Here is a 16,142-nt window from a genome sequence, read left to right on the forward strand (position 1 = left end):
TAACTCCTAACTCCTAACTCCTAACTCCTAACTCCTAACTCCTAACTCCTAACTCCTAACTCACCTAACTTGCCCACTACCTTTTACATACCATTTGTTTGTTACCAAATGTTGTAATCCGATTGGTCCACGTTGATGGAGTTTGTCCGTACTAATGGCCAATTCTCCGCCCAAACCAAGCTGACCTCCATCTGTAAATCTAGTGGAAGCATTGTGATAAACCGCTGCACAGTCAATTCGGGTCATAAAATAATCGGCTTTTTCCTCATTAGAGGTAATTATGGAAGCGGAATGCCCTCCGCTGTATTTGTTAATTCGTTCAATCGCATCATCTAAGTCTACGGCTAGACCGAGAACAATCTTATAATCCAAGAACTCCTCATACCATACTTTTGGGTCTATAATGGGAGTAGTTCCTTCAAATTCGGAAATCGCTTGATCGGCAATAATTTCCACTTCGTGTTCCTTCAGCTTGGCTATCAATTCGGAAATAAACTCCTGCTTGTTCGGTAATCCCGAGGCTATCAATACCTTGTCCAAAGCGTTGCAAGCTGAAATCTTGGCGGTTTTTGCATTGAGAATGACCTTTAAAGCAACTTCCGTATCAGCATCGGAATCTACATATACAAAATTGTTTCCCCTTCCGCTTACGATAACGGGGCAGGTGGCGTGTTGCTTAACGAAAGCAATGAGTTTTTCACCACCACGGGGCACAATCAAATCGACCTTTTCCGTAGGATTCTCCAAAAATTCTTGGGTTTGGGTTCGGTTAAATTCCAAATACCCAACCCATTCTCTAGTGGTATCATTTGCTTCCAAGGCTTTATGCCAAAGTTGTACCAATAATAAATTGCTGTTGAGTGATTCTTTACCGCCTTTCAGTAAAATTTTGTTTCCCGATTTAAAAGCGATTCCGGCTGCTTCGATAGTCACATCCGGTCTTGATTCATAAATAATCAATATGGTGCCAAAGGGAGCGGTTTTGTTGCTTACGCGCATGCCATTTTCATGGGTAAAGTTAAAACGCTCAATACCTAAGGGGTCGTTGGCATTTGCCAGTTGATTCAACGAAAGAATCATTCCGTCAATCCTGGCAATGTCTACCTTTAATCGGTCGTGCATTGCCAAATCGCCTCCGGTATAACCATCCATATCTTTTTTATTGGCCAAAAGGATGGCTTCCCTTTCTTCATCAAGCAGTTTCGCCATATTCAAAAGCACGGCATTTCGCTGTTTTAAACTTAACAATAGGTTCATGCCAATTCTTTTTTAAGGGCGTTAAATAGGGTGTCTATATGCCCCTCGGTAATATTTAGGGCAGGTAATATTCTTAAAACATGTTTGTCTTTTGCGCCACCTGTGAATAGGTGCTGATTGTGAATAAGTCTTTTTCTCAGATCTGCCACTTCAAAATCGAACTCCAAACCAAGCATTAAACCTCTTCCCTTCACTTTTTTTACCTGCGGAATTTCAGCAGCGTTGGCCCGGAAATAGTTTTCCAATTTGGCCGCATTGGCAGGAAGGCTTTCATTCTCCAAAACCTCTAGAACAGCCAAAGTCGCTGCACAAGCCAAATGGTTGCCGCCAAAAGTGGTACCTAATAGTCCGTAGGATGCTTCAATTTTTACGTGAATAAGAATACCACCTACAGGGAAACCGTTGGCCATGCCCTTCGCAATGGAAATAATATCCGGTTCAATATTGTGATGTTGAAAGGCGAAAAATTTTCCGCTTCTTCCAAAGCCACATTGTACTTCATCGGCAATCAAAACCACATCATTGTTTTTACAGGCTTCCGCAATTTTCTGATAGAAATCGGTTGTAGGTTCGTCCAGACCACCAACGCCTTGTATGGCCTCCAAAATTACCGCGCATACGTCGCCTTTTGAAAGTTCAGCCTCTAGGGCATTCAAATCCCCAAAATCCAAGAAGGTAACTTTCTGTTGTTGGTTGATGGGAGCATTGATTTTTGGATTGTCCGTAGCGGCAACCGCAGCGGAGGTCCTTCCGTGAAAACTATTTTTAAAGGAGACCACACGTGATTTTCCGGTGTGGAAAGATGCCAATTTCAAAGCATTCTCGTTCGCCTCTGCTCCAGAGTTACACAAGAACAAATTATAATTTTCACAACCCGAAAGTCTCCCGAGCTTTGCAGCCAATTCTTCCTGCAGCGGATTTTGAACCGAGTTGCTGTAAAAACCAATACGGTCCAATTGGTCTTTGATTCGCTTTACATAATGTGGATGCGAATGACCAATGGAGATAACTGCGTGACCTCCATAAAAATCGAGGTAGGATTGGCCTTTGTCATCGGTTACTACAATGCCCTCAGCCTTTACCGGAGTAACATCATAAAGAGGATAAACATCAAATAATTTCATTTTCTATCTTAATTTGGGCTAAAGCTGATTTTCTTTAATTCTACTGATTTTGTTGTACGAGGCCACTATTCCCTGAATGAGCGATGAGCTCAATCCTTGGTGCTCCATTTCGTTTAACCCTTGTATGGTACAACCTTTTGGGGTCGTTACTTTGTCAATTTCTTCCTCTGGGTGACTACTGGACTCAATGAGTAAATTGGCGGCACCGCTGCAGGTATGCATGGCCAGTTCTTGTGCTTCCTTGGCGTCAAAACCTAATTGAATCGCGCCTTGAGTGGTGGCACGGATCAAGCGCATCCAAAATGCGATTCCGCTGGCACAGATAACCGTGGCGGCTTGCATTTGGTTTTCAGGGATGACCATGGAGTGTCCCATCTGATTGAAAATTGACTTTGCCAATTCTAATTTTGCTTCTCCCTTTTTGTTGCTGCAAATACAGGTCATGGACTGGCCCACGGAAATAGCAGTGTTGGGCATACTCCTGATGATGTTGTGATTACTGCCCAAAATTTCTTCCATATTTTCAATGCTATAGCCTGTAATGGTAGAAATAATCACGTGGTCTTCGGTCAACAAATCCTTAAAATTGTTCAATAACTCTTCTAGTTGACTGGGCTGAACTGCCAAAATAAGAATATCCGAATTTTTCACCGCTTCGCGATTATCGGTAGTTAGGGTTACAATCTCGTGCGTATCGTATTCCCTAATTTCCTCAAGATTGCGCTTGGTCAAATATAAACTGGTAGTTCCGTTGGAATTCAGAATTCCCTTGGCTATGGATAGCCCCAAATTACCTACCCCTATTATGGCTATTTTCATGGCTGCTCTTTCTTCGTTAATGGTTAATGGTTAATGGTTGATGGTTGTTCGTTAAATGACAAGTAATTTGTCTTATGTCCTAAGTCTTATGTCTTAAATACCTGTTTAAATATTTCCTAACTCCTAACTCAATACTTACTACTCAAATCTCTGTACTCAAATCAAACAACTCCTAAAACACTCCCGCCTTTAAATTCAATCCTGAACCCTCTTCTAGTCCAAACATCAGGTTCATATTCTGTACCGCTTGCCCAGAGGCTCCTTTTAACAAGTTGTCAATGGCCGAAGTTATCAATAGCGTATCATCGTACTTGTGCAAATGAATGTGGCACTGATTTGTGTTCACCACTTGCTTTAGATTAAGGGGCTCTTCAGCAATTTGAGTAAAAAGGGCATCCGAATAAAACTCTTTAAACAAGTTGTTGGCTTCCTCTAGGCTACCCTCAAACTTAGTATAGGCGGTAGCTAAAATTCCCCTGGTGAAATTTCCCCTGTTGGGAAGAAAAAAGAGTTCGCCGCTATCTTTTTGCAAAGAATGAAGGCTCTCGTTAATTTCTCCCAAATGCTGATGCGTAAAAGGCTTGTACCAGCTTACGTTGTTATTTCTCCAGCTAAAATGGGAAGTAGCCGAAGGACTTACTCCTGCACCGGTACTTCCGGTCACTGCATTTACATGCACCTCGCTGTTAAGTTTGCTTGCTTTTGCCAAAGGAAGCAAGGCCAATTGAATGGCCGTTGCAAAGCAACCGGGATTGGCAATGTAATTTGCCTTTTCTATTTCTATTTTTCTTAACTCCGGAAGTCCATAAACATACTGCTTACCTTGAAAAACCGAATCGTTTTCCAAACGGAACTCATTGCTCAAATCAACAATCTTGGTATTACCTGAAAATTGATGATCTTCTAAAAATCGCCCAGAATTGCCATGTCCCAGACAAAGAAAAACTACATCCACCTCAGGATTTACTTTTCCTGTAAATTCCATATCGGTAGTTCCCAATAAATCTGGGTGTGCAGTGGTCAGTTTTTTACCTGCCCTTGTCGTGCTGAAAATAAAATCAATTTCCGCTTGCGGATGGTTCAAAAGAATTCTGATCAATTCACCACCCGTATACCCCGAACCACCAATTATACCTGCCTTAATCATCACTTGGGTTTACGTGGTTATAAATTTTGCCCGAGTTGGAAAGGATTTTAATGAAGCCCTTGGCATCATCTGCAGACCAGCCTTTGTTCATTTCTCCGTAGCTGCCAAAAGAAGCGTTCATCAGGTCGTGTTTAGAAGAAATTCCGTTTAATCTAAATTGGAAAGGGTAGAGCCCTACGAATACATCTCCTGAAACGGTCTTTTGGGTATCGGTCAAGAAAACTTCGATGTTTCTCATAACAGCGTCTAGGTAGTTGCCCTCATGCAGAAGCATGCCATAGAAATTGCCCTGCTGTTCTTTCTGAAACTGTTGCCATTTGGTCAAGGTGTGCTTTTCCAACAAATGGTGCGCCTTGATAATGATGAGCGATGCAGGAGCTTCAAAACCTACTCTACCTTTAATACCGATGATGGTATCGCCCACGTGAATATCGCGCCCTATGGCATATTTGCTGGCCAAGGCGTCTAATTTTATGATATTGTTGACGGGAGCATCTTTTTCTCCGTCTATAGCTACCAACTCCCCTTTTTCAAAGGTCAACTTTACTTCTTGGGGCTCCTTCTCCTGTAATTGACTAGGATAAGCTGAGTCCGGTAAGGGCTTTTCTGAAGTTAGGGTTTCTTCGCCACCAACAGATGTCCCCCAAAGTCCCCTATTGATAGAGTATTTGGCTTTTTCCCAAGAATAATCAACACCGTTTTCTTGAAGGTATTTGATTTCTTCTTCCCTTGCTAACTTATTGTCTCTAATGGGAGTGATAATTTCAATATCCGGAGCAATGATTTGAAAAATCATATCAAATCGTACTTGGTCATTACCGGCACCTGTACTACCGTGGGCAATATAATTGGCGCCTATTTTTTTTGCGTAGTGAACGATTTCAATAGCCTGTACGATTCTCTCTGCACTAACAGAAAGTGGGTAAGTGTTGTTTTTTAGTACGTTACCAAAGATGAGGTATTTTACCACTTTGTTATAAAAGGTCTCCACCGCATCAATAGAAAGGTACGAGCTCGCCCCTAACTCTAACGCTTTTTTCTCGATTTCTGCAATCTCTTCTTTGGAGAATCCTCCTGTGTTTACGCTTACGGCATGTACATCAAAACCTTTTTCTTTGGAGAGGTATTTGGCACAATAAGAGGTATCTAATCCGCCGCTGTAGGCTAAAACTAATTTCTTCATTTTATAATCGCTTTCTAACTTAAATTTTTATTTTTCTGGTTGTTCAATATTTTGTTGAACTGATGAATTTTCTTTTCAAAATGGGGATTTACGTAGTACCTATATTTTACTTCGTCCCTTAATTTTCCTAGTTTTTCCAGTGCTTCTATCAATACAGGGGATAGTTCTGACAAAGGAATTCTTTTCATGCCCAAAAGTTCATTGTTGTGGTGTACCCTTGGTTCCTGCGCAATGGAAATAACAAAGTCAGAGGTGTATTTAGAAGTAAGGTTATGCATTAGTAAAAAACCTAAATTATGGGTCCTGTAGTCTGGATGCACCCATAAAGAGGACCGTTCAAAAACAGCATATTTGTCCACCACGTGCTTGTGTGCAAAAATGTGCCCCAGTATTTGTTCGTCTTTCATCAATAGAAAGCATCCGTTCTTGAGTCTGTTTTCCAAAGTTTGTAAACTGGCGTTGTACATGTTTGGATATTTCTCCGTTCTTTTTGAAATCTCTTCCATTTGTTCCGTAGACATTTCGTGGGTAAAAACGACCTCTATGCCGTTTTCCTCACAAAACGTTGAGGCACGCTCTTCTACAGTTTCTATTTTGTCTTTCAAATCGATTTCCATTTTAGAGTACTATTTGTCGCCATCTGTTTTTTATTTAATTGGTTAGGGTTACAGGCTTATTTCTGGGGGAAAATAAATAGGCTTACAACCAAATGTTATATCTGGCAGTTAAATTGAAATAAAATATTTTTTGAAGTTGCGGGAATGGACTCACCTAATCCCATAGATAGAAATGCACCCTTACGGGCGACGACGGATGCGAAACGGACGTACCGGAGCACTGCTGCTCATTTGAATAAATATGTATTGTGGTACTTTCATCGTGATTCAAATGTACATGTTTACATTTAAAACACAACAATTCTGTATTAATTATTACGAAAAATTAATTTGAGCTTACCTAATTTAACAATCTCATAAAGCATAAATCCAAATACGCAAGAATATTCAAGGGTCAACAACCACGCATTTTCCTGAAAATCAGCCCTGGAATAAGCAAAATAACTAAGCGTTGCAGCTGCTGACCAAATTATGGGGAACCGGTATTCGGTAAACAAACTTAGTACTACCAGAAAAATAACGTACCAAGGGTGCACCGTGGGGGTCATAAAATAGTAAAAGCTTAATGCCCATAGCATTGAACTGGCCAATACCGGAAGTTTTTCGTTTTTACGCAGAAATGCTAAGGCTAGAATCACCAGAACAGTAAGAACTTGCGTAATGGTGCCGTAGGTTTTTATAAGTTCCCATGGTTTGGCGTCAAATTGAACGGCGGTATACTTGACAAGATTATAAATACCAGCGTTAAATTCAAAGTTAGAAAACCATAAGCCTACGGTTTCACTATAGTTGCTGATGAATTCGCTTGAATAAAATGGAATGAACAGAAGGGTACATGCTAAAACCACCAAAGCATAGAAAAATACACTTTTCTTTATGCTGAAATATTTCAGGAAAAGTGGCAGAAAAAGTAAGGGAACCAATTTTACACATATGGAAAAGGCGTAAGGTAGTGCGGCTACAATCCACTTTTTTATAGAAATTAGATACAAGGCCCATACAAAGAAAAAGATCATGACGCCTTCAAAATGTAAATTTCCCGTGAGTTCAATGATGACCAAAGGATTTAAAAAGTACCAAAATATCAAGTGAGGTGACTGGTTGAGGTTCTTCAATAATTTTCTTCCGAAGTAGAGAATACCCAAATCGGCCAAAATGATACTAAAGCGCATGACCAAAATGGAATTAAAAATACTCTGTCCGCCAAAAAGTGCAGCCAAGGCAAAAAACAATTGATTCACCGGTGGGTAATTGCTGTAATGTTTGGCACTCAAACTTCCCATACTTTGGTGGAGTAGTTCTGCATTGGGTATAAGTTTTGAACCTTGTTCCATTAGGGCGTCCGGTGATAACAAGTACGGGTTTTGAAATTGTGAAACGAGATGGCCATCCCAAATAAAACGAAAATAGTCTTGCGAAAGATTGGGTTCTGCCATTAAAAAAATCAAGCGGAAAATAACCCCACAGACGGCCAAAAACTTAAGGTTCCATTTTTCAAACCGAACCAATCGTAGGCATATAAAGAATAAAGCTGCAAAAAGAGTAATGAGCTTTACAAAATCCGTTCGAATTAATTGATAGGCAAATACATAATAGAAAATACAGCTTAGCAAAGCGAGCAAGATGGGTATCTTATGTAGTTTCCAGTATCGTATTATAGGGTTGGACATCAAAAGCTGAGTTTGGTTGCAACCGAAAAAATACTAAAAATAGATGGAATTGGTTACCTAATTTTTCAGCACCCTAAATGTTTTCTATTTAAGCTCTGGCAGTCAAAGACTTGGTAAAAACAAAACCGAAACCAAGGAACAACATGAAGTGAAATGGAAACAAACCAAAATCATTTAACGGAATAGCACTGTACATGCCAAATAGGAAATAGCACATTAACAAGGCCTCAAAAATCATGTTGGGAGAAAGTTTTTTGGTCAGGTATTTATTGCCTTTCCATGAGTCCGTTAGGTTGTTTAAATTGAATTTTGGGGTGCGCACAAATTCGCTTCGCTTTCCAATATGACCTTCTAAAACAGCAATGGAATTATGCAATGAAAAGCCCAATGCAACGGAGAAGAAGGTAAAGAATAGCTTAATGTAGTCTACAAAATTATCAAAGCTACTGCCCTGTATACTTTTATAGGTAAACCAATAACAAATAAATAAGATTATAGTACTAAGTACGAAAAAGCTTAACAGGTTAAAAACAATATCGAATTGCGGATACAAGGCTTTGATGTACATCGCAGGGATACTCAATATGGAAACCAAGAACACGCACAAGAACATAGAACTGTTCAATAAGTGCATGACACCATGAAATTTGGTCTTGAACGAAATGTTTTTGGCACTGATAACGCTCATAACGGATTTTCTGAAGTTTTCCGCGCCACCTTTGTTCCATCGGAACTGTTGGGAACGGGCCGCACTGATCACCACAGGAAGTTCTGCAGGTGTCTCTACATCCTCTAAATACTTGAACTTCCAATTTTTCAATTGGGCACGGTAGCTCAAATCAAGGTCTTCGGTCAAGGTATCACCTTCCCAGTTACCGGCATCAAGAATACATTCCTTTCTCCAGATACCTGCTGTTCCATTAAAGTTGATAAAATGGCCCTTTGCATTTCTGCCTACTTGCTCTAAAGTAAAGTGGGCGTCCAAGGCAAAAGCTTGAATTCTTGTTAGGGTGGAGTACTCACGGTTGATATGGCCCCAACGAGTTTGGACCACGCCAATTTCGGGATCTTTAAAATAAATGACCGTTTTCTTGAGCCAGTCGCCAGAAGGCATAAAATCGGCATCAAAAATGGCAATATATTCTCCTTTGGCAATTTCCAGTCCTTCTTTTAAAGCACCTGCTTTGAAGCCCTTTCTGTTGGTTCTTCTAATATGCTTTATATCAAGTCCCGATTTTTTAAGCTCCTCTACCTTGGCAGCGGTTTCTACCACCGATTCGTCTGTAGAATCATCGAGGACTTGAATTTCAAGTTTACTTTTTGGATATTCAATTTTTGAAATATTTTCCAAAAGTCTACCCATTACATACTCTTCGTTATACACGGGAAGTTGTATGGTAACATGCGGAATTTCCTTTGCATCTAAGAGATTGAATTTTGGAGCCGTCTGGTTTTGTCTCTTATGGCCCAAATAGTTGACCAGTAGATTCAATTGTGCCAAGCTGTAGAAAAATATCAATAAAAGCGCAACGCTATAGATGGCTAAGATGATATAAGAGATGACTAATCCCATAGACTTATTTTATGCTGTATTTGAAAATCCAACCTAATATTTTTATGCCCGCAAATATACTACCTTTTACGGTTCCTGATACTTTAGAGACACCAATTCTTTTTTTGTAACGTACTGGTACTTCGGTATATGCCAATTTCTTTTTAAGTGCCTTTAGCTGCATTTCCACTGTCCAACCATAAGTTTTGTCTTCCATGTTCAAAGACAATAACTTAGGGTAAGTTATAGCCCTAAACGGACCTAAATCGGTAAATGTTGCCCCAAAAAGCAATTTCATTAAAAATGTAGCCAGCCAATTACCAAAAATTTGCTGTGGAGTCATGCTTCCTTCTTCCCTGAGCCGTTTAACTCGTGCTCCAATTACAAAGTCTAAATTTTGTAATAATATGGGTTCCACCAATTTAGTCAATTCCTCTGGGTAGTCTGAATAGTCTCCGTCGAGAAATACGATAATATCGGGTGTTTTGGATTGCGACGCCACATAATCCATTCCCTTTAAACAAGCATAACCATACCCCTTTCTTTTTTCCGATAATACGGTAGCGCCTGCGGCTTTAGCCCGAGCTTCGGTTTCGTCCGATGAATTATTATTTACCACAATGGTCTCAGAAACGATATCAGGTATTTCATCAATGACCTTGGCAATGGAATCCGCTTCGTTAAAAGCGGGAATGATAACTTTAATATCTGCTTGCGTCATTAATCCATTTTATATATGTGAAGGCCTGGTTTTAACGGAACGGTAGTACCGTTCCAAACTAAGTTGCCTTTCATTTCTTTTGGTATGTTCAGTTCGGCCTGCAGGTTGTTTTTTGATTTTTTTAAACGAAAGCCAATTGAACCTTTTGCAGTTGGCAGTTCTCCCTCCATTATTTTTAATTCTCCGAATGCCGGTTTTATAATTATTTCTTCAAAATTGTTCTTTACCGATTGTATTCCAGCCAAAAAGTCGAAGTAAAAGTAGGCAGGGGAAGCGCTCCAAGGGTGTACCTCTGAGCGTGTCGGTTTTTCTTGGCTTTCAAACCTTTCTAACACGGTGGTCATATGATCTTTGACCATATTCGACCAAGGTTCTTGAGCGATGGCGAAGAGTTCTGGTGCCCTTACTTTTTGAATGGCCTTAAAAAGATAATATCGGTAGTAATAGGTGGCCTGTAACAAAGCATTCTCCTCAAGAATTTTTGATAGTAATTCTTTTTGTTGCTCTTTAGGAAGGGCATTAGTCAATACAGCCATGATATTGGTATGTTGATCAAAAACCGTTTTGTCAGGTCGTTCGGCAAAAATTTGCCTTGTTTGATCATAACAAAGCTGATAGACAGATGATTTAATTTCATTGGCCCGAGTTTGAAAAAGGCCGGCCTGATGGTTGTCATCAATGGCAGCGAACATCTTAGCCGCGTTTTCGAGGGCATGAACATAGTGTAGGCTAACAACGGCGGAATTCTCGCCATCGTTTTTAGTAGCCGTGCCACCTCCATTATTTGGTCCTGTATACCAATCTACGAAATATCTATATTTTGTCTTTTTGACTAGATTTAAGTCATTCATGTTTTTCTCGAATCCCCCGAGGGTATGTATTATTCCGTTTTTATATTTTTCAATAAATTCGATTTCCCCTGTAAGCTCGAAGTAGTCATACACCATATCTACCCAAATCAAAGAATAAGTGGGATAGATAAAGGTTGACCTTAATGGATAGGCTCCTAAAATATTGCCTTCGGAATCTCGAGATTGGTGAAATTGTTCGATGGCATTTTTTGTATGTTCCAAGTTACCGCTCATAGCCTGCCAAAGAAGGGCATGCACTTTCGTGTCGCCTACATACTGCATGGTTTCATAATAAGCATCACTCAAAAAATAGTCTTGCGTACATATATCAATCGTTCGTTTGCAGATATCAAAGATTTTATTGTAAAGCTCATTGTCTGTTTCAAATCGGGCTATTGAGGGTATTTGTGTTCTCGAACGATAGTTGACAAAACTTTCTAGGTTCAATTCTTGGTCTTTGGTCTCTATCTCGAACTCTATGAAGCGAAAAGTACGCATCCAGTTGGGTGTGAACTTTTGATGTTTTGACCCGTTTGAAACGATACTGTCGTAATAGCCCAGTAGGGTTTTACCTTTAATCTCATTACGGTCACCTTTTTCATTGTTTTTTCCGAATAAATTTTCGGCATACTTTATTTTGATACTGGCATTCTTACCATCGTTCCAAACCAATTGGGGAAAACCACTGGTCACATATTTTTGATCTATAAGAAAGGTCATTTTGGTATTTACCGGAATATTCAAAGCTCCTTTTTCAGGGAACATGGAATTTATGTTTTCAGTATGTCTAACAATTTTTCCGATAGGTTCTTCTTCCCATGTTAGTAATGGAAGGTTTCTAGGTTCGAGCAAATAGGCCATAGAGCCACCCATACTACTGGCACCCTCAAAAAAAGAGGTAGCTGACCAATCTGCTGCATCAAAATCTGGTTTTTTCCAGTTTGTAGGGTGCAAATTCATATTTACATAATCAGTAGGGTTGTTGGCATAAAAACCGCCAACGATAGAGGTGGGGCCCCCACCTCGCCAATTTACCTCAATGGCTTCATATGATTGGTCAATAGTACATTTCCAAGAATCCCCTTTTCCAGTAGTAGTCAAAATTCGGGCATTTTCAGTGACGCCGTTCACCATCAAGCTCGTAAAAATCGATTGTAGGCCGTAGAACCTTCTTTTACCATAGTTAAGTACTTTTACGGCAACTACATTTTCACCTTTTTTTAAATAAGGTTTTAAGTTTAGGGTTTCGTACTTCCAATGCTTAATGTCGCTAAGCTGGGGTCCGTGGGTAACAATTTTGTCGTTTACGTAAAGAAAGTAGTGATTGTCTGCCGAGATATTAATGATAAAATCATTCTCTGTATTTTCAAGAGTAAATTCATTTCTGAATAGAATTGTAACATCTTCGCCTCCTTTAACTTCTGGGTGACTTACCCAATTCGCTTTAATATCATCAGGGGGATATTGTATCTCTGGAAAATTGAGCTCTTTTTGGGCGCACAAATTTTGGCAAAGTAAAAACAGGAAGAGGGAAAGCGCAGATTGTAATTTCATTATTTTAACTTGGCGAGGTTATTATCTCTTTTAAAACTACCAAAACTAAACCATTCATTTATTTTTTTGCCATTTTCGTATTTTTCTGCCGATGTTAGTTTCTGGTTCTTATACTTTAGGCAATAGCCGTTCTTTACATTGTTTTTCAACTGACATTTGTGGTTGACAAATCCATTTTTATCATAGAATAACCACCAGTTGTTCTTTTTTCCGTAGGCATAGTGACCTTCTTGAACCAATTGCCCCTGTTCATTAAAATAGTGCCAGTATTTAGATTTTCGGTTGTTCTTAAAATGACCCTCAGAAGCTACCTTTCCGTTTTTATGATACATCTTCCAAAAAGCGGTTTTTATTCCATTTTTCAACCAACCTTCCGATTTTATTTTTCCCGAATCAAAAAAGGTTCTGGTGTAGATGGCGTTGGTGGTGCTTTGAAATGAACAAAGCAAGAAAAACGATATCCCTAATAAAACCTTTTTAAACATGATTATTTATTTTCATTTACCAATTGCATTAAATCTACATCATTGCCTAAAAGAACATCTTGGCTGTTGATTCTACCTTTTGTAGGGCCATTCTCCAATTTAAGCACACCTCGAGGGCACACCGCAGAACAGATACCGCAACCCACACAACTTGAGCGCACAATATTTTGACCTTTTTGGGCGTAAGCTCTAACGTCGATACCCATTTCGCAGTAGGTAGAACAATTGCCGCATGAAATACACTGTCCGCCATTGGTGGTTATTCTGAATTTTGAAAAAAGGCGTTGTTGAAAACCTAGGATGGCGGCCATGGGGCAACCGAAGCGGCACCATACCCTATTTCCGAAAATAGGATAGAATCCAGTTCCGATCACACCCGAAAAAATGCTTCCTATTAAAAAGGAATAGGTTTTTCTTAAGGTTTCAGATTTAAATAGAAACACATTGCCATCTCCACTGAAAAAATGTATACCAATCAAGGCAATTATGATTACAAAATAACCAACGGCCCCATAGATGGCATCTTTTTTCAGTTGCTCTCTTTTGTATATCATCACCCAAGCGAAAATGGCCGTTAAAATAGTGGCGACACCTATTAAGAAAGTTGTTTTTGTTAGCCAGTATTTGCTGGTGTCGTTACCTAGGTAGGAATAAATTACAGCCGTGGTCATAAGGGTTACAAACACCACTACGCTATGTACGACCCACCTTTCGACGCGCCAAGCAAACAGACTTTTGTCACTAAGTTGTCTAAAAGAGTCTCCTGCCGTTTCTGCTAATCCGCCGCAGCCACAAACCCATGAGCAATACCAACGTTTCCCGTACTTATAGGTGAGAATGGGGGTGATGACAAAGATGGAAAGAATTCCAAAAATCAATAGTGCCAAGCCAATATCGCCGGCATCGATAAAGCTATTCACACGATAGCGCTCAAAATTATAATAATTGAGAGGCCAAATGTTCTTTAGATCGTAATAGGGTAGGGAAAAGCCTTCTCCATTTAGCCTTGCCATTAATTCAGGAATCAAAAAAGCAAAAGCGGTTTGAAAAAACATAACGCTAATGGTGCGCAGCCTTTCATAGGCGTTATGGCGATATTTGTACAAAAACTTGATTCCGAATGCAAGAATGGCCACAGTATAAAGCGTGCCATAAACGAACCATTGGCTGGCGGGGTTGCCACTCAATAATTTGCTCAAAGGGTCAAATAGAGCAATTAAGCCGGTATTGTCTCCGTCTTTGGTAAGACCTAGATACTGCGGGTAAAAATAAAGTACAATGTAAAAACCTGTGAGCGCAATACCTGCAATCCAGCCCCAAAACCCACGACTTGAAATGGATTTGAACATAACCCCATCGTTTTTAATACCTGGTTGTTTATGGATGTAAGAAGCAAAGGTGAACCAGATAATGCCGCCACTAATGGCCAAAAGGGAAAGGGTAAGCCAAAGACCACGGTTTTGGAAATTGATATTAAATAGTGCCAAAATTAAGATACCCATTCCGCCCATCCCAAATAGGGTGGCAAGTTTCTGGTTTAAGTTCAGGGCCTTTGGAGGTTCGCCTGTTAGGGCCATGCTTCTATCTATTGTATTGCTCATAGTATTTTTTCTTAGGGTTGGTATTAGGCGCCCAGACTTAAAATTCTTTTCCAGCTCTTTTTCTTGGTTTGGATGCGACTTCCCGTATCGGAGTTGTATTTAGCTACGATAGGATTTTCGTAAGCTTTGTAAAATTCAGGGTCAAAATTGGCATCCTCTAGGTGCTCTAATACATAGTCTGCACTACGTTCTTCGGTCAGCCACCGATCAAAGACTTCGTGGCGCATTCTTATGCCAAAGGTGTTTAAGCCCAGAAACTTATCTGTGTCGGCGTGGTAGGCCATGGTAATGCAAACTTTTTCTTCTGGATGCCGCCAATGAAAGTGCTTTTCATACTCTTTTTTATTACGTTCGCTAAATACCCAACCATAGGTTTGGTATTCTATATCTAAAAACTTGGCGGAATTGAACCAGTGACCGGGATTGTATTTGGTTTTGTTGCCACAAATGGTTTGGGCAACGGTCTCGCCCATCATTCTACCGGTATACCAAACTGCCTCTATAGGTCTGCGGTTTCCGATAGCTTCGTGCTGTTCGGCACAGTCTCCAATCGCATAAATGTTGGGGAAGTTGGTCTCTAAATAGCGGTTCACTTTGATGCCCCTGCCCAATTCAATTCCAGAATCTTCAAGAAAATCGATATTTGGGGTAACACCTGCCGTAAGACCTACCATTTGGCATTCGATAACCTCGCCGGTTTCCTTAATGGTAATGGCTTTCACCCTGCCGCTTTCATCTCCATGAATTTCACCTAAATTCATGCCTAATCGTAAGTCGATATGGTGCTCTTTAATATGTTCATTGATCAGTTGCGATTCGCCGTTAGGTAAAACACCGTTCCAAAAGCTGTCTTCCCTAACGATAAAGGTAACAGGTATTTCTCTTGAACGTAGCATTTCGCATAGTTCAATGCCTATAAGGCCTCCCCCGACAACCACCGCTCTTTTGCAAACTTTATTATTGGGGGCGTTTTCTTCGAGAGCATCTAAATCTTGCTTGGATACCAATCCTTGGACACCCTTTAAATCCTGCCCTGGCCACCCGAATTTATTGGGTTTTGATCCCGTTGCCAAAATCAGTTGGTCATAGGGTATTTGTTGACCATTTTGTAGTTGTAAGGATTGTTCTTTTGGATTCACTTTTTCCACATATCCATTTATAAGGTCGATTCTGTTTTTCTTCCAAAACCAATTTTCATAAGGTTGGGTATGCTCAAATTTCATGTGCCCCATATAAACGTACATCAAAGCCGTTCTAGAAAAGAAATAATCTGTCTCGGCAGAAATAATCGTAATTTCTTTGTCCGATAATTTTCGTATGTGTCTGGCTGCCGTAACCCCGGCAATACCATTTCCTATAATGATTATTTTCTCCATCTCTATTTGATGTATTTTATTTGGTTTGAGTCGGAAACAATTCAAAATCTTACCACAGAAATCTAATTTGTAGATGTTTTAAATAAGGATATAATTGTGTGTTTTCTGTTATAGAATTGTGATAAGTTACGTTTTTATTTGCTGTGAAAATGAAAATTTAGTGTTGTAGATGCTATGGCATAGAA

General features: G+C 39.9%; 13 protein-coding genes. All 13 read right to left on the minus strand.

The annotated features are described in order from the left end of the window. Positions 1-60: 60 nt before the first annotated feature. The 13 genes from IL355_RS05240 to IL355_RS05300 all read right to left on the minus strand — a co-directional run bounded on the left by IL355_RS05240 (position 61) and on the right by IL355_RS05300 (position 15,957). Positions 61-1,257, minus strand: a complete 1,197-nt coding sequence (locus IL355_RS05240) for a glutamate-5-semialdehyde dehydrogenase (protein WP_192461104.1) — start codon at positions 1,255-1,257, stop codon at positions 61-63. Continuing rightward, complete coding sequence (locus IL355_RS05245; RefSeq protein WP_192461105.1) at positions 1,254-2,381, minus strand: aspartate aminotransferase family protein; 1,128 nt, start codon at positions 2,379-2,381, stop codon at positions 1,254-1,256. Before IL355_RS05245 ends, IL355_RS05240 begins: the two co-directional genes overlap by 4 nt. A gap of 18 nt (positions 2,382-2,399) precedes the next feature. Beyond that, the gene (proC, locus tag IL355_RS05250; RefSeq protein WP_192461106.1) at positions 2,400-3,200 is read right to left on the minus strand and encodes a pyrroline-5-carboxylate reductase; all 801 of its coding nucleotides are present in this window, start codon (positions 3,198-3,200) and stop codon (positions 2,400-2,402) included. A 172-nt stretch (positions 3,201-3,372) separates the two neighbouring features. After that, a complete protein-coding gene (argC, locus tag IL355_RS05255; protein ID WP_192461107.1) occupies positions 3,373-4,347 on the minus strand; it encodes an N-acetyl-gamma-glutamyl-phosphate reductase in 975 nt (324 codons plus the stop codon). Next, positions 4,340-5,530: an argininosuccinate synthase gene (argG, locus tag IL355_RS05260; protein WP_192461108.1), complete on the minus strand. Its 1,191-nt coding sequence runs from the start codon at positions 5,528-5,530 to the stop codon at positions 4,340-4,342. Before argG ends, argC begins: the two co-directional genes overlap by 8 nt. Before the next feature lie 14 nt (positions 5,531-5,544). After that, complete coding sequence (locus IL355_RS05265; RefSeq protein ID WP_192461109.1) at positions 5,545-6,147, minus strand: GNAT family N-acetyltransferase; 603 nt, start codon at positions 6,145-6,147, stop codon at positions 5,545-5,547. A gap of 308 nt (positions 6,148-6,455) precedes the next feature. After that, positions 6,456-7,817: a mannosyltransferase gene (locus tag IL355_RS05270; protein ID WP_192461110.1), complete on the minus strand. Its 1,362-nt coding sequence runs from the start codon at positions 7,815-7,817 to the stop codon at positions 6,456-6,458. 88 nt (positions 7,818-7,905) lie between these two features. Further along, positions 7,906-9,390, minus strand: a complete 1,485-nt coding sequence (locus IL355_RS05275) for a cellulose synthase family protein (RefSeq protein ID WP_192461111.1) — start codon at positions 9,388-9,390, stop codon at positions 7,906-7,908. Positions 9,391-9,394: 4 nt separating this feature from the next. Continuing rightward, positions 9,395-10,090 (minus strand): glycosyltransferase family 2 protein, encoded by a 696-nt coding sequence (locus tag IL355_RS05280; protein WP_192461112.1) that lies wholly within the window; start codon positions 10,088-10,090, stop codon positions 9,395-9,397. Then, positions 10,090-12,495: an alpha-L-rhamnosidase-related protein gene (locus IL355_RS05285; protein ID WP_192461113.1), complete on the minus strand. Its 2,406-nt coding sequence runs from the start codon at positions 12,493-12,495 to the stop codon at positions 10,090-10,092. The genes IL355_RS05280 and IL355_RS05285 overlap by 1 nt, the downstream gene beginning before the upstream one ends. Next, the gene (locus IL355_RS05290; RefSeq protein WP_192461114.1) at positions 12,495-12,980 is read right to left on the minus strand and encodes a toxin-antitoxin system YwqK family antitoxin; all 486 of its coding nucleotides are present in this window, start codon (positions 12,978-12,980) and stop codon (positions 12,495-12,497) included. The genes IL355_RS05285 and IL355_RS05290 overlap by 1 nt, the downstream gene beginning before the upstream one ends. A 2-nt stretch (positions 12,981-12,982) precedes the next feature. Further along, positions 12,983-14,581: a 4Fe-4S binding protein gene (locus IL355_RS05295; protein WP_192461115.1), complete on the minus strand. Its 1,599-nt coding sequence runs from the start codon at positions 14,579-14,581 to the stop codon at positions 12,983-12,985. Positions 14,582-14,604: 23 nt separating this feature from the next. After that, positions 14,605-15,957: an NAD(P)/FAD-dependent oxidoreductase gene (locus IL355_RS05300; protein ID WP_192461116.1), complete on the minus strand. Its 1,353-nt coding sequence runs from the start codon at positions 15,955-15,957 to the stop codon at positions 14,605-14,607. Positions 15,958-16,142: the final 185 nt, after the last annotated feature.

The sequence above is a fragment of the Euzebyella saccharophila genome, from assembly GCF_014855495.1.
Taxonomy (GTDB): domain Bacteria; phylum Bacteroidota; class Bacteroidia; order Flavobacteriales; family Flavobacteriaceae; genus Euzebyella; species Euzebyella saccharophila.

Bases quoted from the DNA above. Each gene is read 5' to 3' on its own strand.
- IL355_RS05240 (WP_192461104.1), bottom strand. From the start codon at position 1,257: ATGAACCTATTGTTAAGTTTAAAACAGCGAAATGCCGTGCTTTTGAAT.
- IL355_RS05245 (WP_192461105.1), bottom strand. From the start codon at position 2,381: ATGAAATTATTTGATGTTTATCCTCTTTATGATGTTACTCCGGTAAAG.
- proC (WP_192461106.1), bottom strand. From the start codon at position 3,200: ATGAAAATAGCCATAATAGGGGTAGGTAATTTGGGGCTATCCATAGCC.
- argC (WP_192461107.1), bottom strand. From the start codon at position 4,347: ATGATTAAGGCAGGTATAATTGGTGGTTCGGGGTATACGGGTGGTGAA.
- argG (WP_192461108.1), bottom strand. From the start codon at position 5,530: ATGAAGAAATTAGTTTTAGCCTACAGCGGCGGATTAGATACCTCTTAT.
- IL355_RS05265 (WP_192461109.1), bottom strand. From the start codon at position 6,147: ATGGAAATCGATTTGAAAGACAAAATAGAAACTGTAGAAGAGCGTGCC.
- IL355_RS05270 (WP_192461110.1), bottom strand. From the start codon at position 7,817: ATGTCCAACCCTATAATACGATACTGGAAACTACATAAGATACCCATC.
- IL355_RS05275 (WP_192461111.1), bottom strand. From the start codon at position 9,390: ATGGGATTAGTCATCTCTTATATCATCTTAGCCATCTATAGCGTTGCG.
- IL355_RS05280 (WP_192461112.1), bottom strand. From the start codon at position 10,090: ATGACGCAAGCAGATATTAAAGTTATCATTCCCGCTTTTAACGAAGCG.
- IL355_RS05285 (WP_192461113.1), bottom strand. From the start codon at position 12,495: ATGAAATTACAATCTGCGCTTTCCCTCTTCCTGTTTTTACTTTGCCAA.
- IL355_RS05290 (WP_192461114.1), bottom strand. From the start codon at position 12,980: ATGTTTAAAAAGGTTTTATTAGGGATATCGTTTTTCTTGCTTTGTTCA.
- IL355_RS05295 (WP_192461115.1), bottom strand. From the start codon at position 14,581: ATGAGCAATACAATAGATAGAAGCATGGCCCTAACAGGCGAACCTCCA.
- IL355_RS05300 (WP_192461116.1), bottom strand. From the start codon at position 15,957: ATGGAGAAAATAATCATTATAGGAAATGGTATTGCCGGGGTTACGGCA.